Origin of the sequence: Embleya australiensis (assembly GCF_051903075.1) — a bacterium.
In the GTDB taxonomy this organism is placed as follows: domain Bacteria; phylum Actinomycetota; class Actinomycetes; order Streptomycetales; family Streptomycetaceae; genus Embleya.
This window is the reverse complement of sequence record NZ_CP182423.1, coordinates 1,028,923-1,047,357: the sequence shown is the minus strand read 5'-3', so window position 1 is coordinate 1,047,357 and position 18,435 is coordinate 1,028,923. Positions and strand designations below refer to the sequence as shown.

The 18,435-nt window shown below is 72.5% G+C and carries 20 protein-coding genes; 7 read left to right on the top strand and 13 right to left on the bottom strand.

All coding sequences use genetic code 11. The features are described from left to right. Positions 1-7: 7 nt before the first annotated feature. The 6 genes from ACMXN5_RS34795 to ACMXN5_RS34770 all read right to left on the bottom strand — a co-directional run bounded on the left by ACMXN5_RS34795 (position 8) and on the right by ACMXN5_RS34770 (position 4,533). Positions 8-1,336, bottom strand: a complete 1,329-nt coding sequence (locus tag ACMXN5_RS34795; protein ID WP_439678886.1) for an FUSC family protein — start codon at positions 1,334-1,336, stop codon at positions 8-10. A gap of 124 nt (positions 1,337-1,460) precedes the next feature. Further along, positions 1,461-1,724: a hypothetical protein gene (locus tag ACMXN5_RS34790; RefSeq protein WP_439678885.1), complete on the bottom strand. Its 264-nt coding sequence runs from the start codon at positions 1,722-1,724 to the stop codon at positions 1,461-1,463. A gap of 145 nt (positions 1,725-1,869) precedes the next feature. Then, positions 1,870-2,292 carry an SgcJ/EcaC family oxidoreductase gene (locus tag ACMXN5_RS34785; protein ID WP_439678884.1) on the bottom strand — a complete coding sequence of 141 codons (423 nt, stop codon included), beginning with the start codon at positions 2,290-2,292 and terminating at the stop codon, positions 1,870-1,872. 265 nt (positions 2,293-2,557) lie between these two features. After that, positions 2,558-3,328: a hypothetical protein gene (locus ACMXN5_RS34780; protein ID WP_439678883.1), complete on the bottom strand. Its 771-nt coding sequence runs from the start codon at positions 3,326-3,328 to the stop codon at positions 2,558-2,560. Continuing rightward, complete coding sequence (locus ACMXN5_RS34775) at positions 3,325-3,861, bottom strand: SigE family RNA polymerase sigma factor (protein ID WP_439678882.1); 537 nt, start codon at positions 3,859-3,861, stop codon at positions 3,325-3,327. Before ACMXN5_RS34775 ends, ACMXN5_RS34780 begins: the two co-directional genes overlap by 4 nt. Positions 3,862-3,888: 27 nt before the next feature. Further along, on the bottom strand, positions 3,889-4,533 hold the full coding sequence (locus tag ACMXN5_RS34770; protein WP_439678881.1) for a hypothetical protein: 645 nt from the start codon (positions 4,531-4,533) through the stop codon (positions 3,889-3,891). A gap of 410 nt (positions 4,534-4,943) precedes the next feature. Between ACMXN5_RS34770 and tap the strand changes: the two genes are divergently transcribed. Both tap and tpg read left to right on the top strand, forming a co-directional pair. Further along, complete coding sequence (gene tap, locus ACMXN5_RS34765) at positions 4,944-7,259, top strand: telomere-associated protein Tap (protein WP_439678880.1); 2,316 nt, start codon at positions 4,944-4,946, stop codon at positions 7,257-7,259. Positions 7,260-7,267: 8 nt separating this feature from the next. After that, the gene (gene tpg / locus ACMXN5_RS34760; RefSeq protein ID WP_439678879.1) at positions 7,268-7,834 is read left to right on the top strand and encodes a telomere-protecting terminal protein Tpg; all 567 of its coding nucleotides are present in this window, start codon (positions 7,268-7,270) and stop codon (positions 7,832-7,834) included. A 44-nt stretch (positions 7,835-7,878) separates the two neighbouring features. Here the strand turns inward: tpg and ACMXN5_RS34755 are convergent, their stop codons facing one another. The 3 genes from ACMXN5_RS34755 to ACMXN5_RS34745 form a co-directional block, all read right to left on the bottom strand. Beyond that, on the bottom strand, positions 7,879-8,412 hold the full coding sequence (locus ACMXN5_RS34755; RefSeq protein WP_439678878.1) for an ATP-binding protein: 534 nt from the start codon (positions 8,410-8,412) through the stop codon (positions 7,879-7,881). A 10-nt stretch (positions 8,413-8,422) separates the two neighbouring features. Beyond that, positions 8,423-9,334, bottom strand: coding sequence for a hypothetical protein (locus ACMXN5_RS34750; protein WP_439678877.1), 912 nt, complete (start codon positions 9,332-9,334; stop codon positions 8,423-8,425). 72 nt (positions 9,335-9,406) lie between these two features. Then, the gene (locus ACMXN5_RS34745) at positions 9,407-10,051 is read right to left on the bottom strand and encodes a TetR/AcrR family transcriptional regulator (RefSeq protein ID WP_439678876.1); all 645 of its coding nucleotides are present in this window, start codon (positions 10,049-10,051) and stop codon (positions 9,407-9,409) included. Between the two features lie 104 nt (positions 10,052-10,155). On the opposite strand from ACMXN5_RS34745, the gene ACMXN5_RS34740 reads away from it, so the two are divergent. The 4 genes from ACMXN5_RS34740 to ACMXN5_RS34725 all read left to right on the top strand — a co-directional run bounded on the left by ACMXN5_RS34740 (position 10,156) and on the right by ACMXN5_RS34725 (position 12,873). Beyond that, on the top strand, positions 10,156-10,956 hold the full coding sequence (locus ACMXN5_RS34740; RefSeq protein WP_439678875.1) for a TauD/TfdA dioxygenase family protein: 801 nt from the start codon (positions 10,156-10,158) through the stop codon (positions 10,954-10,956). 111 nt (positions 10,957-11,067) lie between these two features. After that, the gene (locus tag ACMXN5_RS34735; protein ID WP_439678874.1) at positions 11,068-12,021 is read left to right on the top strand and encodes an N-acetyltransferase; all 954 of its coding nucleotides are present in this window, start codon (positions 11,068-11,070) and stop codon (positions 12,019-12,021) included. 61 nt (positions 12,022-12,082) lie between these two features. Further along, on the top strand, positions 12,083-12,673 hold the full coding sequence (locus ACMXN5_RS34730) for a GNAT family N-acetyltransferase (protein WP_439678873.1): 591 nt from the start codon (positions 12,083-12,085) through the stop codon (positions 12,671-12,673). Between the two features lie 38 nt (positions 12,674-12,711). Further along, on the top strand, positions 12,712-12,873 hold the full coding sequence (locus tag ACMXN5_RS34725; RefSeq protein WP_439678872.1) for a hypothetical protein: 162 nt from the start codon (positions 12,712-12,714) through the stop codon (positions 12,871-12,873). Positions 12,874-13,006: 133 nt separating this feature from the next. Here ACMXN5_RS34725 and ACMXN5_RS34720 read toward each other — a convergent pair whose 3' ends face one another. The 3 genes from ACMXN5_RS34720 to ACMXN5_RS34710 form a co-directional block, all read right to left on the bottom strand. Next, positions 13,007-13,231: a hypothetical protein gene (locus tag ACMXN5_RS34720; RefSeq protein WP_439678871.1), complete on the bottom strand. Its 225-nt coding sequence runs from the start codon at positions 13,229-13,231 to the stop codon at positions 13,007-13,009. Between the two features lie 192 nt (positions 13,232-13,423). After that, positions 13,424-14,557, bottom strand: a complete 1,134-nt coding sequence (locus ACMXN5_RS34715) for a hypothetical protein (protein WP_439678870.1) — start codon at positions 14,555-14,557, stop codon at positions 13,424-13,426. Beyond that, positions 14,554-15,627 carry a hypothetical protein gene (locus ACMXN5_RS34710; protein ID WP_439681344.1) on the bottom strand — a complete coding sequence of 358 codons (1,074 nt, stop codon included), beginning with the start codon at positions 15,625-15,627 and terminating at the stop codon, positions 14,554-14,556. Before ACMXN5_RS34710 ends, ACMXN5_RS34715 begins: the two co-directional genes overlap by 4 nt. Between ACMXN5_RS34710 and ACMXN5_RS34705 the strand changes: the two genes are divergently transcribed. Continuing rightward, positions 15,536-15,829 carry a hypothetical protein gene (locus tag ACMXN5_RS34705; RefSeq protein WP_439681451.1) on the top strand — a complete coding sequence of 98 codons (294 nt, stop codon included), beginning with the start codon at positions 15,536-15,538 and terminating at the stop codon, positions 15,827-15,829. The genes ACMXN5_RS34710 and ACMXN5_RS34705 overlap by 92 nt on opposite strands. Here ACMXN5_RS34705 and ACMXN5_RS34700 read toward each other — a convergent pair. Then, the gene (locus ACMXN5_RS34700; RefSeq protein WP_439678869.1) at positions 15,790-18,360 is read right to left on the bottom strand and encodes a protein kinase domain-containing protein; all 2,571 of its coding nucleotides are present in this window, start codon (positions 18,358-18,360) and stop codon (positions 15,790-15,792) included. The two genes, ACMXN5_RS34705 and ACMXN5_RS34700, sit on opposite strands and share 40 nt — an antisense overlap. Positions 18,361-18,435: the final 75 nt, after the last annotated feature.

The window sequence follows — 18,435 nt, the reverse complement described above, 5'->3', positions numbered from 1 at the left end:
CCGGTCGTCAGGTCCGGCGACGCAGGGTGTGCCGCAGGGGCCGCGGCAGCCGGCGCGGGGCGCGGAGGAGGCGGTCGGTGGGCGCCACCACCCGCCGGATGCGCTCGCGCAGGACCGGACCGGGCCGGGCGACCACGGCGCGCAACCGGCGCTCCTCGGCCAGTCGGCGCCGCCGCTCCTCGATGCGCTGCGCCAGGTCGCCCGGAGTGCCCGCCGGGCGGGTCTCGTCGACGAGCTTGTCGACGGCGGTCAGCAGCGTGCCGTACAGCTCCCAACGATCCGGGTTCTCGATCGAGTCGGCGAGCAGGATCGCCTCGGTGCGGGAGCGGTCCTCGAGCGCCTCGGCCAGCCGTTCGCGCTGGGTATTCTCGGCTCGGGCGGCCTCCTCGGGCAGGGCCCGCCCGTGCAGCACGACCAGATGGCCGTAGGACGCGAACAGCGCCGCGAGCGAGTGGAACAGGCTGCGCAGGGACTGCGCGGTGGCCAACGGGATCTCGGTGTACGCCGGCTCGCCGTGCTCACCCCGCGCGTAGAGCCCGCTCAGCGCCCGACACACCATGCGCAGCGCCACCGCGCTGATCTCGGCGGTGTCCAGGCCGCTGCGCAGCGCCAGCACCCGTACGGTGGCCCGTCTGCCGCGCGGGTTGAGCCGGGTGCCCTCTTCGGCCGTCGACAGCGTGGCGTCCACGCGCACGATGTCCCGGTCGATCCGGCGGGCCTCCTCCAGCCAGCCGTGCGCCCGGGCGTGGCTGACGTCCTCGCCGATCTCCCGGGCCATCGTGTCCAGCAGTCGCGTCAGCGCGTCGAACGCCGACATCACCGCCTCGTTCGCGGGCCGGACGTGCACCGGCGGCGCCAGGACGAGGGAGAACACCATGCCGACCGCGGCCCCGATCAGCGTCTCCGCGATCCGGTCCCACGCGGTGTCGGCGACCTGGCTGACGCCCAGCACGATCATCGCGCTGATCGCCACCTCGTTGATCGAATCGCCGAGCCGGATCAGGTGCCCCAGACCGAGCGAGGCCAGCAGCAGCAGGGTCAGACTCCACCAGTTGAGCCCGACCGCCTCGCTGAACATCACCGCGATCAGCACCCCGGACACCACGCTGGCCACTCGCTGTACACCCGTGGTGAACGTCGCGTACGAGGTGACCTGGACCACCAGGAGCGCGGTGAGCGGGGACAGGATCGGCTGTGGATCGGGGCCGGTCAACAGCAGCGCGGCGACGTACGAGGTCACCGCCGCCACGGTGGTCCGCAGCACCTGCGCGACCAGCGAGGTCTCGCTCTCCTTGACCCTGGACAGCGCCGCCGAGAGATCGACGTCGGACGGCATTCGGCTCCCTTCTCCACCCGGTCGGACGGTGATCTTTCGATCCCCCACGTATGCCCTGTCCGCGACCGTCACACCTGTCCTCCGACCCCGAGCGACGGGTGGGTCGCCGGTTCGGTGGGGTGGGTCAGCGGGGGTCTTGGCCGAGGAGTCGGGTCGTGTGGTCGCCGCCGGCTACGACGACGAAGCGGTGGCCGAGGGCGGTCGGCTCGGTGTCGAGGTGCAGGACGCCCTCCAGGCCCGCCTCCAGGACGGGTGGGCCGTCGATGACGGCGGTCCACCTGTGGGGGAGGGTGTCACCGTCGAGCGGCCAGTCGTACAGGTCGAGCGTGACCTCGACGTCGTCGCGGTCGGGGAGCGTCACGTGGCCGTGCGCTTGGCGGATCTCCATTCTTCGAGTCTGCGTCGATCGACGGGATCCCGCCGGCGAGGCGGCCGTCCCCGCCCGTGGCCGAGGCCCCGCCCGCCGCGTACCCGGGTGGGGTACGCGGCGGGAACGTCCGGCGGTCACGTGTCCCGCGTCGCCGTTGCGGTGGTCAGCCCATGGTCACGACGGCGGGGGAGTTCTGGTACGACGCGAGCAGCCACCTGCCGTCCCTGCGGGTCAGGACCCACGTCGCGATCACGGCGCGGTCGGCCGGTACTTCGGTCTCGCCCGGGAAGATGACGTTCGACTCGCTGACCACCAGGGCGACGTCGTCGTCGAGGAAGCGAATGCCCAGTACCTTGTTGTCCGTCGTCGAGCCCTTCAGGAAGCTGTCGAAGCCGGCCGCCATGCTCCGGCGCACGTCCTCGCGGGACGGGCGGTAGGAGCCCGGCAGGATCGCCCAGGCGTCCTCGGTGTAGTCGGCCACGAACGCGTCGGCGTCGTGCGCGTCCCAGGCGTCGTACACGCCCTTGAGAACCTGGAGGACGGCGGTCTCGTCCCCGGTTCGCGTGCGGTTGGCGGTCGTGGTCATGGTGTCCCTCGTTCCGGTCGTACTGCCGCGGATCGTCGCGCTGTGCGCAGGCTGCCGCGATCGACGGCCGCGCCGGCTGGATCCCCCAGGTGCGGCAGCGCGTCGGGCATCGGTTGCAGCCAGGTGACCTCGCCGCCGTGGACCAGCGGATCGAGCGGCCGGCTGTCGGCGACCATTCCCGAGGGCAGCGGTCGGCGACTGCGGGTCTCCAACGCCGTCAGGCGCAATCGCACGACCCCCCGGCGCCGGCCGGTTCGGCCCCGGGCTACCCGGTCGATGCGGGTCGGTGGGAGCCGGCCAGTACCGTTCCGTCGGCCGTGTAGGCGACCACCGATACCACGCCGCCCGTGCCGGGCGTGGGCGAGCCGGACGGCGGGAGCGGGCCGTCGAGGTAGTAGACGGCCCAGCCGGGGGCATCGGCGAGGGTGAGCACGTGCGCGTCGCGGTTTCGGCCGTCGATGTTCATGGCGACTCGGGCCGGCGCACTCGTGCCCTCGTAGCGGAAGGCGCCGGTGTACAGGGCCCCGTCGGACCGGCCGAGCATGCGGATGTTGATCGTGCCGAACACCTGATTGCCGTCGAGGACGTTCCTGATCTCCGGCGTTCCGGGCGGCGGCCCTCCGGGCCGGGGCGCCCGCTCGATCACGTGCTGTCCGGCCGCGGTCAGCCACATCACATCGCCGCCCTCGGTGGTGACCCGCTCCTCGGGCGCCACGGTGCGTACCAGGGACGGGAGCGAGGGGGGAGGCGGGAGGGTGGGCGGCTCGGTCGAGGACGGGTGGGACGCCACCGCCGGCAACGGGCCGGTGGACGGCCCGGGACGGGTTCCCCGGTCGCCGAGTTCCACGGCGAGGACCACCGAACCGACCACGACCGCCGCACCGATCGCGCCGCGCAGCAGGCGCAGCCGGCGGCGGATGGCGGTACCCCGCCGGACGACCTCGGCCACCGGAGCGGGGCCGGCGGCTGCACGATCGGCGAACTGCCGAAGTTCGACGCGCAGTTGCCGCTCGTCGTTCATCGATTCGTCGTTCATCGAGTCTCCTCCTTGGAGGTCGCCTCCGCGTGGTGCAGGTCGAGCAGTGCGCCGTCCCTGCGCAACTTCTCCAGCCCCCGGGACACTTGACTCTTCGCGGTGCCCTCGCGGCAGCCCAGGGCCGCCGCGATCTCGGCATGCGACATGTCCTCGAAATAGCACAGCACCACGGCCGCGCGCTGCCTTGGGGGCAGACGTGCGAGAGCGGTCGTCAGCACGTCCCGCTCACCCAGCCGGTCGACCCCGTCGGGTGTGGGAGTGTCGGGTATCCGCGAGGTGATCCACTCCCGGACTCGCAACCGTCGAAAGCGGTCGTGGTTGGCGTTCACCATGATCCGGCGGACGTAACCGTCGATGTTGTCGCTGCGCCGTACGTGGTGCCACTTGGCGTAGACCCTGGCCAGGGTGGTCTGTGCGAGGTCTTCCGCGTCGTGGTGATGGCCGCCGGTGAGCAGATACGCGACGCGCAGCAGGCCGGGCCAACGGCTGGTCATGAACGCCCGGAAGTCCTCTTCTTCATCGACCGTTTTCAAGCGGGTCCTCACGAAAATGCGATGCGGCTACTTCTTCGGGGCGGCGGGCGGGGCCAGGGCGGCGAGGACTCGACCGTCGGCGGCGTAGGCCGTGATCATCATCGGTGTCGGCCCCTTGCGTGTGTCCGGGTCGGGGCGCGGGGCGGGGCCGTCGACGTAGTACACGGCCCAGCCGGGCGTGCCGGCGAGCGTGATCACCTGCGCGTCGAGCACTTCGCCGTCCACCTGGACCGTGACCTTGGCGAGGGTGTCGGAGCCGCGGTACGCGCCGGTGTACAGGGCTCCCTGTCGGCCGCCGAGCACGCGGGCGTTGATCGAGTCCGGTGCGAAGTTGTCGTCCAGTACCCGCTTGGCCTGCTCCTGGGCGGGGCCCGGCTCGCCGGGGGCCAACGGCACCGTGACGACGTGTCGTCCGTCGGCGGTCAACCAGATGGTGTCGCCGAGCCGGTCGGTGATCCGCTCATCGGGTGCGACCACGCGGACCGGGGGCGTTACGGGGGCGGCGGGCGTGGTGAGGGTGGTCGGGACGGCGACTGCGGCGGGGTCGGCGGCGTTGCCGATGCGGGATGCCGGGGCGGCGGTCGCGGTGGAGGGGGAGGTCGAGGCGATCGCGGCGAAGGCCGCGCCGCCGACGGCGACCGTCGTCGCGGCGCCGATCACGATGGCGAGCATGCGCCTGTTCGGTCGGCGACGTGAAGTCGTCGCGTTCATCGGGGTCATCGAGAGTTCCATCCGATCGTCGAAGTCGACGTGGCGTATCCGCACGGGCCGCGTCCGGCGGCCTGGCGGCGGCCGGGTCCTGCGAACCGGGCCACCCCTCTGACGGCAACGACTCTCGGAACGTTGCACGGTGGGGGAGTTGTTTTTCGGGATCCGGGGATGGGGCCTCGGAAGCTGTGTGTGCTTCCGGGCCCGGGGGTCTGTCGGTAGCTTCTCTGGGTATGTGTCGCCCCATGCCCGAACTCACCCTTGCGGGGGACTCGGCAGCCCCGTGCGCTCGGAGTCGCGAGTTCGGGCGCGATGTAAGGTCAATGTCGGGTCCGGAGTGTGCTCGTTGATAGATTCGCCGGTGGAGGTGGATCATGTCCGAGCCCCAACCGGCGTTGTTCGATGCCGTGGATGCGTTGTTGGCCGAGGCGCCCGGTGATCTCCCGTCGCCGGCCGAGCGGGCGAGGTTGCGCAAGGCCGCCGGGTTCACGCAGCAGCGGGTCGCGGACGCGCTGGGGGTCCAGCGGGTGACGGTCGTCGCGTGGGAGGCGGGGCGCAGTGACCCGCGCCCACCGCAACGCCAGGCGTACGCGCGCCTGTTGGCGGGGCTGGCCGAGCGCTACCCCGCGCCGCGACCGTTCCCGGGCGGGGCCGACGCGGCGGAGGGCGCCAACGGGCCGGCCGACGAACTCGACGGGTCCAACGAGGCCGGGCCCACAGCGGAGACGGCCGCCGCCACGCACACGACCTTCACGGCGGCGCTCGGTCCGGGCGGGGCCGGGGCGAGGACGGCCGCCGCGCCGTGGGTGCGTAGCGCGCCGCCGTCGCCCGCCGTGCCGCCGACGCCCGCAGCGCAGTTGCGCGGCGTCGACAAGCCGCCTGCCGCGCCTCCGCCGCTGGAGGCCCAGCCGCCCGCCGCCCCGCCTGCGGCGGCGCGCCCCGCCACGGCCCCCTCGGCCGCCTCCCCCAAGTCGCCGCCCCGCACCCGTGCGGCCGCCAAGGCCGACACCGCCCCCTCCGACGCGCCGCCCGCCGCCCGGTTCCCGGCAGGCCCCCTCGCCGTCCTCGATGCCGACAAGGGCCGGCTCGTCGCGTACCTGGTCGACGGTCGGGTCCTGCCCGGTCCCGCGAAGTCGCTGCCCGCCGTGGTGACCTGGGCCCTGGACGTCGGCCTAGGCGCCGAGCGCCTGCACCGCGCCGGCCGCGACGCCGACCCGCTCGTCGTGGTCACCGCCGCCGCCGCCGAGCGTCTGGGTGTACCCGCCGACCTGGAGGACCGCCGCAACCTGCGCCTGCCCGACGACCACAAGCTGGTCAAGCAGGTCACCAAGGACGGCTGGCGGCTGACCCGGCGCGGCTTCGGCCCCTGGACCAAGGTCTACCGACCGCCCGCCGACGGCGGCCGACGGCAGTGCGTGCAGTTCGCCTTCCTCGGCTGGGACGCGCTCGACACCCGCTCCTGGGTCGACGCCGCCGACCTGCCCGCACCGCGACTGGCCGAACTCCTGGGTACCTACGCCACCCGCGTGGTCACCCCCCGCGGTTCCACCGCCGTCGCGGGTCTGACCCTGATGACCGAGCTGCGCCCGCCGACCCAGGCCGTCAAGGACGAGAGCACCGGCAAGTGGCGCTCCGGCCCGGTCGGCGGCTCGCTGACCGAGGCCGTCGATCCGGCGCCGCCGGAGGCCCCGGACGAGCACCCGGTCGCGCAGAACCGGGGCGGCGCCGATGTACTGGTGGAGGAGGCGTACGACTGGCACCGCCCCATCCACCTGGTCGGCGACGACGAGGGCAACCGGGAATATGCCGTCGGCCTCGACGTCAACACCGCCTTCCTCGCCGCCGCGTCCCGCCTGCCGGTGGGCCTGGGCGCCCCGGTCCACGTCGAGGCACCGACTTTCGACCGCAAGCTTCCCGGCTGCTGGTACGTCGACCTCTCCGGCATCGAGCTCGACCCCCGCCTGCCCAACCCGTTCACCCCGACCGGCCTGCGCCCGACCGGGCCCGGCTGGTACGCCACCCCCACCGTCGCCTACGCCGCCGAACTCGGCGCCGTGATCGACCCGTTCGAGGCGTGGATCCGTCCGGAGCACGGCGCCTACCTCGACCCCTGGTACACCCGCCTGCGGGACGCCTACCTGACCACCATGGCCGACCTCGGCGTCACCCCCGACCTCGACGACACCGCGTTCCTGGCCGCCATGGCCGAGCACAAGCGCGCCGACCCCGCCCGCGCGATCGTCCTGGCCGCGATCAAGGCGACCGTCAAGGGCGGCATCGGCAAGCTCCGCGAACGCCCCCAGGGCGCCCGCTACCGCCCCGGCGACCGCTGGCCCGCGTTGGAGCGACCGACCTGGCGCCCCGACATCCGCGCCGCCGTGATCGCCAACGCCCGCGTCGGCATGCACCGCAAGATTCGCAAACTCGCCACCACCGCCGACCTGTACCCCATCGCGGTGCTCTCCGACTGCGTCGTCTACCTCTCCGAGGGGCCCTCCCCCCTGGACGTCCTGCCGCGTACGGCCGACGGCAAGCCGATCCCGGGCGGTTTCCGCCTGGGGGTCAGCCCCGGCATGGTCAAACACGAGGGCACCCGCCCCCTCGAATGGGCCCTGCGCATGCTCGTCGAGGGACAAAACCCCGCCCGCCACATCAAGGACGGCGTCGACGCCGTCGCCGAAGGCGAATAGGAACCCGCATGGGCAAGATCGGCGACGGCCTCGACCAGGCCGCCCAGCACGTGCTCACCCGCAAACCGCCCCGGTCCACCAAGGCCCGCGTACGGTTCCTGATGAGCAAGAACCAGAACCGCACCCGCATCGTCGCCGCGCTCCTCGGGGTCAGCCAACGCACCGTCGAGCGCTACCTCAAGGGCGACCGCAAGAACCCGCCCGGTCCCGTCAACGCCCGGATCGACGCGGAGGTCCGCCGCCTGTGGCAACCCCGGGTCCGCCGCCGCGCCGAACAACGCGCCGCCGCCGCGGGCGCGGTGATCGTCGAGACCAGGGCCCGATTCGGATTCTCCTCGGCCGCCGGCTCCACCGACGACCCCCGCATGCGCCGCATCACCCAACCCCTTCCCCCCGCCCGCGCCCGGGAGTTGTTCGACGCCCACCACGCCGGCGCCCCCGAACGCGACCTGGAGCGCATCGTCGCCGCCGGGCTGCACCAGGCCTACTTCCAGGAGAGCGGCACCCGCGCCGCAGACCTGGAGGCGGTCGAACTCACCGATGTCGACTACTGCGAGTTCGACATCCGAGGCTGACCGAGCCGAACCCGCACCGAGCCCAGGCGGCGCACGACGACCCACTACCCGTCGCGGCCCTCGCCGACGGCCTCGGCGATCTGTAGCGCCGCCTCGGTGGGGGTGAGGTGGGTGGTGTCGACGACCTCGGCCTCGGCGTGCAGCCAGGTGCGGGCCGCCTCGGCGTAGGGCTCCAGGTAGTTGAAACGGAAGGGGGAGGGGCCCAGGAGGGTGTCGCCCTCGATGCGCCGGCGCAGGGTGTCCTGGTCGGCGTGGAGGACGAAGTGCCGTATCGGGAGGGCGTGTCGGGCGAGGCCCGTGCTGATCTCGCGCCAGTACTGCTCGACCAGGACTGTCATCGGCATGACCAGGGTGCCGCCGGTGTAGTCGAGTATGCGGTGGGCGGTCTCGACGACCAACTCGCGCCACGGCGGCCAGTGTTGGAAGTTGTCCGTTGCCGGCAGCCCGGGTTTGATGTCCATGAGCGTCTCGCCGACCTTCTCGGCGTCGAACACCCGTGAATTCGGGAGCAGTGGTTGCAGGAGGGCACTGGTCGTCGTCTTGCCGGCGCCGTGCGTGCCGTTGAGCCATACGATCATGGGCTCGACGCTATCGGAGTCGGTCGCGCCACCACGGTTCGCGGATCACGTCGTTCTCGTCCGCCGCGCAGTCGAGGCCGTTGGCGATCTCGCGGGCGTCGACGTCCCAGCCGACGACGCCGTTGCCGACGCGGTCGAGTTCGATGAGTCGGGCGGGTGCGGGGCCGCGGCCGTAGTCGACCGAGCAGTGCACGACCGGGGCCCATGAGCGGCCGTCGAGGGCGTCGGCGAGCGCGACGACGGGCAGCACGACCACGGTCAGCACGAGTGCGGCGGCCTGGCCGAACGAGGCCGCGCGCCGCCATGGGGCGGGGGACTGGGCGCGGCGTTCGGGATGCCGGCCGCGGCGTCCGGCGCGGTACTCGACGATGACGCCGTACCGGAGCAGGACCGCGGCGACCGCCGTGGTCAACGCCCACCAGGGCCCGAAGAACACACCGATCAACACCCCGAAGGCCAGCGGCGTCGCGAGGGACAGCCCGACCACCCGGGCCCGGGAGATACGGTCGTCGCCGCGGGGTACGGCCCCGTGGGCGGCGAAGTACGCGAAGCTGATCCGCGAGACCACGATGGCGAGCAGGGTGGCGAACGGCGCGTCGCCGAGCATCATGCCGAGGATGACGTCGGGCCAGTTCGCGGGCCCCATCGCGGTGACCACGTCGCGGGTCGCGGATCCCTCGCCGACGGTCCAGGCGAGTTTGAGCGCGGGCAACATCAGGATCAGCAGGAGCAGGACGTTGTGGCCGGGTCCGCCGCGCTTGTCCGACTGGCGGGCCTCGCGGGCCTCGCGCGACCGGGAGGCCCGGTCGGAGTCGTGCGGTGGGGGAGCGCCGGACGCCGCGTGGGCCGAGCCGGCGGACGGTCCGGTTTCCGGCTTGCCGTCCGAGTTGCGGTCATCTGGGTGATCTGATCCGGATGTCACAGGCCACAGGATAGGAATCGCGGCGTCCTCGGCGGCGGCACGGCGCGCGGTGTGTCCGGTCGACCCGTGGAATCAACGTCGTCGCACGGCTCCCGTGGGATCCAGTACGCCCACCGCGGCGTCGCCGAGTTCGGTCAGCAAGTCCTCGAAGGGCAGGGGGAGTTCCGCGCCCTGGTCGAGGCGGCGTTCGCTGTCGGCGAGGGTCGCGGTGACCAGGAGCAACATCAGCCGCAGCCGGGTCGCGTGCACGGCGGGCGGGATGTCCGGCTCGGCGGCGGCGAGGGTGTCCTCGATCAGCGCGGTGACGGCGCGCACGCCGCCGGCGACGTCGGAACCCAGCGGCGGGGACAGCACCTCGCCTTCGAGCGTGAAGCGGTGTACGAACCGGGCGTAGTGGCTCTCGCGCGCGCCGTCGCGCATGGCCTCCGCGAGCGGTCGCAGGTGGATGTCGACGAGCGCCGACAGGTCGTCGCGACGCTCGTCGGGGAGGGCGGCGAGCAGGTCGAGGCGGCGCAGGTTGAGCGGCGCGAGGCGGTCCTCGTACAGCGCGCGGACCAGTGCCTCGCGGGTGCCGAAGTGGTACTGCACGGCGGAGTTGTTGCGCTGTCCCGCCGCGGCGCCGATCTCGCGCAGCGACACGGCGGCGATGCCGCGCTCGGCGAACAGGCGCTCGGCGGCGTCCAGGATGCGGGCGCGGGTTCGGGTCTTGACATCCACGGGAGGAGTGTAAGACATTCCGTCTCAGTCGATTGATTAAGACAGTCTGTCTCACAGAGCTCGATCGCCTCGATCGCATCGAACAACAAGACCTTGGAGTACCCGTGTTCGACGTCCGCCCCCTGACACCCGCCATCGGCGCCGAGATCGCCGGGATCGACCTGAACCGCGATCTCGGCGCGGACGCCTACGCCGGCCTCGCCGACGCGCTGCACACCCACCAGGTGCTGTTCTTCCGCGACCAGGACATCTCCGCGCGCCGCCAGCGCGACTTCGCGGCCGGATTCGGGGCGCTCCAGCGCTTTCCGTTCGGCGAGCCGCCTGAGGCCGACCTGCCGGAGGTCATGGTGTTGGCCACCGACGGGGACGGGCCCAAGGTCTCCAACGCCGACATCTGGCACAGCGACGCGACGTTCCTGGCCCGGCCGCCGATGGGCACGATGTTGCGCGCGGTGTCGCTGCCGCCGCTCGGCGGCGACACGCTGTGGGCGGACATGGAGAGCGCGTACGTCGCCCTCTCCGCGCCGATGCGCGCACTGCTGGACGGCCTCACCGCGGAGCATGACGTCACCAAGTCGCGCTCGCACCGCGGCGGCGACCCGCAGGCGCTGCCGCCGGTGGTGCATCCCGTGGTGCGCACACATCCGGTGACCGGTCGCCGATGCCTGTACGTGAACCGCATCTTCACCACCCGGATCGTCGAACTCGACGAACGCGAGAACGAATTGCTGCTGCCGCACCTCTTCGAGCACGTGACCCGGCCCGACTTCCAGGTGCGGTTCACGTGGCGGCCGGGCGACATCGCGCTGTGGGACAACCGCAGCACCCAGCACTACGCGGTGTACGACTACCGGGGCCCGCGCGTCATGCACCGCATCGTCATCGAGGGCGACGAGCCGCGCTGAGCCGGCGGAACGAGGCGTGGTCGGCCGGTCCGGTCCGAGTCTGGGGTATCGTCGGCCGGGTACCGCATCGCATGGCGGCTTCTCTGTCGGATCTTCAACGGAGTTCTCCGCATGCCTTCGTCCGCTCCCACGGTGCGCCTCGTTCGTCGCGACGACCGCGACCAACTCACCGACCTCGTCAACGCCCACGTCGCCGCCGTGGTCCCGGGTGTCTCCGTGTCCGTGAACACGGTGCTCGACTGCCTGACCCGGCGGCCCGGCGAGTTCGTCACCGACCCATGGGTCGCGGAACGGGTCACGTTGGTGGCCGAACACCACCGGTGCGTGGTGGCCGCGGCGCATCTGCTGCGCTATCGCGACGATGCCGAGGTCGGCGCCGACTACCGGGACGCGAGTGTGGTCGACTGGTTCGTCTGCCGGCCGGCCGCCTCCTTTCGGCCCGATGCCGAGCGGGCCGCCGACCTGCTGATGCAGGGGTGCCTGGCGCAGTCGGCCCGCTGGGGCGTGCGGGTGCGGTACGCGGACGGCGCGCTGCCGGCGCCGGGCGTGTACGGCCTGCCGCGACCGTGGCCGCACGTCCGGGCCGTCTTCGAGCGTGCCGGGTTCCACCACACGGGCGACACCGAGGTCGTCCTGATCGCGGAGGTCGCCGATCTCCGCAGAGCGTGCGCCGACCCCTCGGCGCAACGATTCGTCGTGCGTCGATCCGTCGGCGAGTGCGGTACCCGGCTGACCGCCCGCCACGGCGACCGCGAACTCGGCTTCATCGAGGTCGACACCATGCTCGACCGGCCCGAACGCCGCGCCCGAGGCGGCGGCCTGGCCGACATCGGCAACCTGCACGTCGCACCGGACGCCGACGCGGACGATCTGACCGGCCACCTGCTCGCCCACGCGGCCGAATGGCTGCACCTCGCCGGCACGGACCGCGTGCTCGACTACGAATCCGCCGCCGACACCACGTCGATCGCCCGGCTGACCGCGGCCGGCTTCCGCGAACTCGCCCGCACCGACCGGGGCTGGGAACACCGGCCCCACTCCGGCTCGCTCACGCACCCGACCTGACCGTCGCCGCGTCCGATGCCCCGGTCGCGGCCGATGGCAGGGTTCGTGGCATGCTCGGCTCGTGCTTGTGACCCGGCGGCTGACCATGGACGACGTACCGGCGCTGACCGAGTTGGTGGTCCGGAACCGCGAGTTCCTGGCCCCGTGGGAGCCGCTGCGCGCCGAGGACTTCTTCACCCTGGACACGCAGGCGGCGCAGATCCGCGAGGCGTTGGCCGAGGAGTCGGCCGGCCGGGTGCACCTGCGCGTGATCGTGGACGAGGCCGGGGACGTGGTCGGCCGGATGACGCTGAACGGCATCGTGCGCGGGGCGCTGCAGTCGTGCGCCATGGGCTATTGGGTGAGTGCGCACGCCAACGGCCGCGGCCTGGCCACGGCCGCGGTGCGCGAGACGGTGCGGGTCGCCTTCGACGACCTGCGGCTGCACCGGGTGCAGGCGGAGACGTTGACGGACAACGTCGGGTCGCAGCGGGTGCTGGAACGCAACGGCTTCACGCGGTACGGCCTGGCGCCGCAATACCTCAGGATCGCCGGACGGTGGCAGGACTTCGTGATGTACCAGGTGATCAACCGCGCGTTCGACGACGACGCGCCCGAGGACGGGACCCCCGTCGCCGAGACCACGGCCGGGCCGGCGACCGGGTCGTCCTGATCGTCGAATCCCCGCAGGGGAACCGGTTCGAGGAGACCGTGGACCTGGACCACACACCTCGGGACGGCATCCGGCTCACCATCGCGTCGTACCGCCTGGCGGACGTCGACGCCCGAGCCACCTACACACTCACCCGCAACGGCGAAACCCGCACCTCCGCCGCGCTGGTGATCACCGCGGACATGATCCCCCGGCGATAGCCGGCGCGGCGTGCGGCGTCAGCGGCGCGAGTCGGCGTGGACGCGGTCCGGGAACGCGCCGGTGTGTCGGGCGAACTCCTCCGGTGCGTCGGCTCCGACCGCCCACGCGGTCGGAGCCGACGCGTTCGCCGAGCTAGTGCATCCACAAGGCCCAGGCGTGGTCGTTGACCTGTTGGCAGTAGAAGTAGGCGCCGTGGTTGGGGTATTGCGCCACGGCTCCGGCGCGGCAGTCCTCGGCGGACGCGTAGTAACCGACGATATACGTGAAGTCCGGCGGCCCGCCGTCGGCAACGGCGGGTGCGACGGCGCCGGCCGCGAGTGCGAGGACGAATGCGAAACCGGTCAAAACCTTGCGCATGAGCCCAACCCCATTCTCCCGGACGGTCCGGTCCGGGGAAACGACGTACGAGGACTGACGGTTCGTACCGCGGCGCCCCCAAGCTAGCCGTCCCCCACACGTCGAGACAATAGGTCTATACCTTTGGCCCCGGTGATTCCGCTCCATGGCGAAGCGCCCGTGCGCCCATGCGCCCGTGCGCCTGTGCAGGGGTCAGGGGAAGTGTTGGGTGCGGGGGGTGAAGGTGGATTCGGGGCCGGGGGCTCGGCCTATGGACCAGATGGTTGTGGTGTTGGGGACCGGGGTCAGGTTAAGGGTGGTCGAGGGGCCTTCGCCCGGGACGACGGGTTCTTTGTACTCGGTGAAGGATTGGCCGGTCCAGGCGAGGAAGTCCGGGCCGGGAATCAGGGGTGGGGAGTTGCCCGGTGGGGCCCATTTTTGGGAGCGGATCACCGAGATCCAGGCCAGGGCGCCGGAGGGGGCGGGGGCCAGTGAGGTGATGGCGCCGAAGTCGGTGGGTACGGTGACCCGGTGCCACGTCAGGCCGTCCCAGCGGACCAGCAGGGGTGGGATCGGCCGGCCGGGCGGGCCGCCGATGAATCCGGCGGTGCCGCCCGCCCATATCTCCGTCGGCGAGACCGCCAGTACGCTGCCGACACCCGAGCGGGGGAAGCCGTCCACGATCGTCTGCTGCCACGCCTGACCGTTCCAGTGCGATACGGTCGCGCCCGAGGCGCCGGCGCCCGCGGCCCACACGTCGTCGGCCGCCAGGATGTGCAGGCCGTACACGGATCCGGGCGGCACCGGTAGGTCCCGCCAGGCGCGCCCGTCCCAACGCAGCAGCGCCTGCGCGTCGTTGCGCGTGCCGATCAGCCAGACCTGGCCGCCGCCGGTGACGACTCGGGTCGGCGCGACACCGCGCGGCGCCCGGCCCTCGTACCAGGCGGAGCCGTCGGAGCGGAGCACGTGGCCGCCGCCCGCCGCGTCGCGGCCGACCGCCCAGATCGCGGTCGGGGAGGTCGCGGCGATGGACGACAACTCGCCCTGCCAGGTGATCCCGGGCAGGCTGCGGCGCTGCCACGCGGCTCCGTCCCAGCGCAGCACCAGCGGGAATCCGGGCGCCTGACGCCCGACCGCGTCGGCGCCCACCGCCCACACCCGATCCGGCCCGAACGCCACGGCTTCGTTCAGGGTGGCCTGCGGGCGTACCTCCGCCGAGACCGGAACGTTCTGCCAGGACGGGAGTTCCGCCGAGGCCGAGGCCGACGCGGCGGTCGAGGTCGGAGGGACGAGGGTCATGCCCGTCATGGCGACGGCGACGGCCACGACCAGAAGTCGGCGGGTCATGGTCGACCTCCCAGTCGCTCGCTCATCAGGTTCGGTTTCGAGCCGTAGATCTCGACGGTGCCGAAGGACAGCAGCGCGGATCCGACGGTCGCCAGTGCGCGCGGTCTCACGTCGATCGCGTTCGGGCGCTCCGGGCCGTAGGAGAACGTGGTGCGGGGGCCGTCGATCCGCGCGTACTTGGACTGGAACGCCCGGTCGCTGCGCACCGGCAACCACAGCGCGCCGTCCGGGCCGCGCACCATGGCCTCGGTGGAGGTGTCCCCCAGCGGTGGGTAACGGGTATGCCAGGCACGGCCGTTCCGGGTCGTCAGGTAGGTGTGGGCCACGCCGTCGGTGTACCTGCTGCCGCCGATCGTGATCGCGCCGGACGGTTCGAGGAGGATCGTATGCACATTGCTGTTCGGCGGCAGCGGTACCTTCGCGTCCTGCCACGCACTGCCGTCCCAGTGCAGGATGGTGGTCCCCTCGGCGGTGTCCGCCCGGGCCCAGACGTCGTCGGCGGTGCGCGCGGTGATCCCCATCAGGAACAGCACGCCGTCCGGGGTGGACTGCGTGGTCCAGCCGGAACCGTCGAAGCGCAACACCTTCAGGCCGGTGTCGTCCTCGCCGACCACCCACGCGGCACCCGGTACGGCGGTGAAGTCCTGGTAGGTCCACAGGGTTTGCGGCAGCGGTACGGCACTCCACCCGGTTGCCGACCGGCGCAGGATCTCCGCGACCCCCGCGCGGTTGTGGAAGATCCACACCTCGTCGCCGACGAACCGCACCCGGCCGAGCGAGCCCGGCTCGTCGGCGCCGGGAAAGGAGGTGTCCCGGCTCCACGCCGTGCCGTTCCAGCGGTACAACGTCGGCCGGAATCCGTCGGCGGTGCTCTCGGATCCGGTCGCCCACGCGTCGCCCGGTCCGCGGGCGGCGAGATCGGCCACGCTCACGGGCGGAGCCGCCGCCGGCACGGGTAGCGCCGACCATCTCGCCGATGTGGATTCCGATGCCGATACCGATGTCGACGCCGGTGCGGCGGGCGTCGCGGCGGTCGCGGCGGGCGACACCACCGCCGTACACGCGATCACAAGGCAGACGACAACCGCACGAAGACCGTTCACGAGACCTCCCGAGAACGTGAGGACCGCTCAGCCTATGGGCATGAGTCCCGCCGTGAACAGACGGCATATGGCCGATCCGAAGCATCGTTTCGACGCGGTGATCGTGGCCATCGGTCCCGGCGTTCCGGCCTACCCGGCCGCGTCGATCGTGGTGAGTTGGAAGCCGTAACCGATCACCACGATGCCTGCCGCGGCGGTCAGGAGCGGGCCGGCGCGGTCACCGGGAGGCTGCACCGGGAACGGGTGTTTCCACCGGGTCGTTCCGGTGGCCGCCTCGACCGCCCACAGTGTTCCGGTGCTGTCCGCGACGTACACGTTGCCGAAGTCGTAGCGGACCATGGGGCCTTGCGTCCCGAACGTCGGTCGCTTCGCGGAATCGCCGGGTATCGAGCTGCGCCAACGCAGCGTGCCCTTCCTCGCGTCGAGGCAATAGAGCGTGGTCTGCGTGGTGGCGAAAACCGTGTCGCCGTCGGTGTTCGACGCGCAGTCCGTGAAGGTCTCGCCGGCGCCGGCGGCGGGGAAGTCCCACACCGGCTTTCCTCGTTCCGGTTCGACCAGGCGGACCCGGTCCGCGCAGTAGACGAAGCCACCGGCGGTCCAACAGACGGGGATCGGGGGCCGGGTCACGGGGACATACCCCTGCGTCGACACGGGCGGTACGTCGATGGTCCAGCCGCGGGCGCCCGCGCGCGTCGCGTCGAGCATCACGAGGCGCCCGTCCGAGCCCCGGTCGCGGTCGCCGTGCGACAGCAGGTTGGGGCCGCGCGGGGGGACGAACAACCCGTCGACGTCCGCACCCACGGTCTCCCACACGCCGGTTCGGGTGCGGACGTCGACGGCCCAGACGAACCCGAAGGAGGACAGCGTCGTCGTCTTACCGGTAATCCCTCGGCCGGTGACGAAGGCGATGTCGTCGACGACGCCGGCCACGCCCGTGGGGGCCCACTCGACATGTGGGAGCGGGAGCGTCCACAACTCCCTTCCGGTGCCGGGCTGGACGGCGCTCAGCACGTCCTGCCCGGCGGCCTTGGTGCCGGTGAGGTAGGCGACGCGGTCGTCCCCGGCGACCCTGCCGGCGTCGCTCCAACTCCCGGTCAGGGGGAGCGTCCACCGCGGTCGGCCCGCGCCGGCGTCGAACGCGTCCCGGCCGTTTTTGCTGGTGGCGATGACCGAACCCCCGTACACGGCCACGTCGGTGACGGGTCCACTCGCCTTGACCGTCCACGACGTCGCGGCCGGGGGGCCGTCGAGGACACCGTTGCGACCGGTCGGCGCGGGCAGCGGCGCATGCGGGGCGACCGGCGGCGGGGCCGGGACGGTGGCAGGCGGCGAGGATGCCGGTCCGCCGGCGGACGGCGTCGCGACCGCGCCCCGGGCCGAATCGGCGTCCCCCGGCAGCAGGACGGCCGCCACGCCGCCGGAGACGGACACCGCCGCGCCGGCGGCGAGGCCGAGGAACAGCCGCCTGCGCAAGAGCTGTTGCCGAGCCTGCTCCGGCGGGCGCGGGCTGTCGGGACGGGCGGACGCGCCGAGCGGCGACCCCGTCCAGGGCAGTGCGGAGGCCCCGGGCGGCGCCGATGTCCCGGGCGGCGCGGCGATCCCGGGTGATGCCGACGTGTCGGGCGGTGGACACGTCCCCGGCGACGCAGCGGTCCCGGGCAGCGCCGGCGACTCGGCTGATGCCGAAGTCTCGGGTGTCGCCGACGCTCCGGACCGGGTGGGCGTTCCGGACCCGGCGGGCGCCCGCGCCGGCGCGGGGGCGTCCATGCCCGTCGTGGGCGGGGCCTGGTGCCCACTCGCCGCATCCCGCGCCGCCGGCAGGCCCGTCAGGACGTCGGCCGCGCGGCTCACGTCGCGCGTCACCGCGTCCGGCAGCCAACTTCCCCCGCCCGAGCCGCCCTCGTCCCGGCTGACGAAGTCGATCAGCGCCCGCGGCGTCGGACGTCGTACGGGGTCCTTGTGCAGACACGCCGCCACCACGTCCCGGATGGAGGCCGGCAGCGCGCCGACATCGGCCGGATCACCGACGACGCGCCTGAGCACGGCGGCCGGCGGCCCATCCCCGAACGGCCGTTGCCCGGACGCCGCGTACAACATCGTCGAACCCAGCGCGAACACGTCGCTCGCCGCACTCACCGGCCGCCCCAGGGACTGCTCCGGCGACATGTACCCCGGCGATCCCACGATGGTGCCCTCCCGGGTGAAGGACGTGCCGTCCAGCGCGTGGGCGATGCCGAAGTCGATGACGTGGGGACCGTCCAGCGCCAACAGCACGTTGCCCGGCTTGAGATCGCGGTGGATCACCCCCGCCGTATGGATCCCGACCAGCGCCTCGGACACCCCGGCCAGCAACATCCGCAACGAAGCCTCGGGCAGCGGCCCGTGCCGCCGCACGGCGTCGTACAGCGACAGACCCGAGACGAACGCCGTCGCCATCCACGGCGGATCGCCGTCGGGGTCCGCGTCCACGACCGGCGCGGTGAAGGCCCCGGACACCCGCCGTGCGGCCGCGACTTCGGCCCGGAAGCGGTTGCGGAAGTGCTCGTCGGCGGCGAAGTCCGCGCGGATGACCTTCACCGCCACGGCGCGTCCGGCGGCGGAGCGGCCGAGGTAGACCTTTCCCATGCCGCCCGAGCCGAGCGGCAGGAGCAGGACGTACGGGCCGACCCGTCGAGGATCCGAGGCGTCGAGCTGTTCCATGGCCTGCTGCCGTTACCCTTTCGTTGGCGAACGCCCCTATTCGAAGCGGGAGTTCGGATATCGACCGGGCATCGT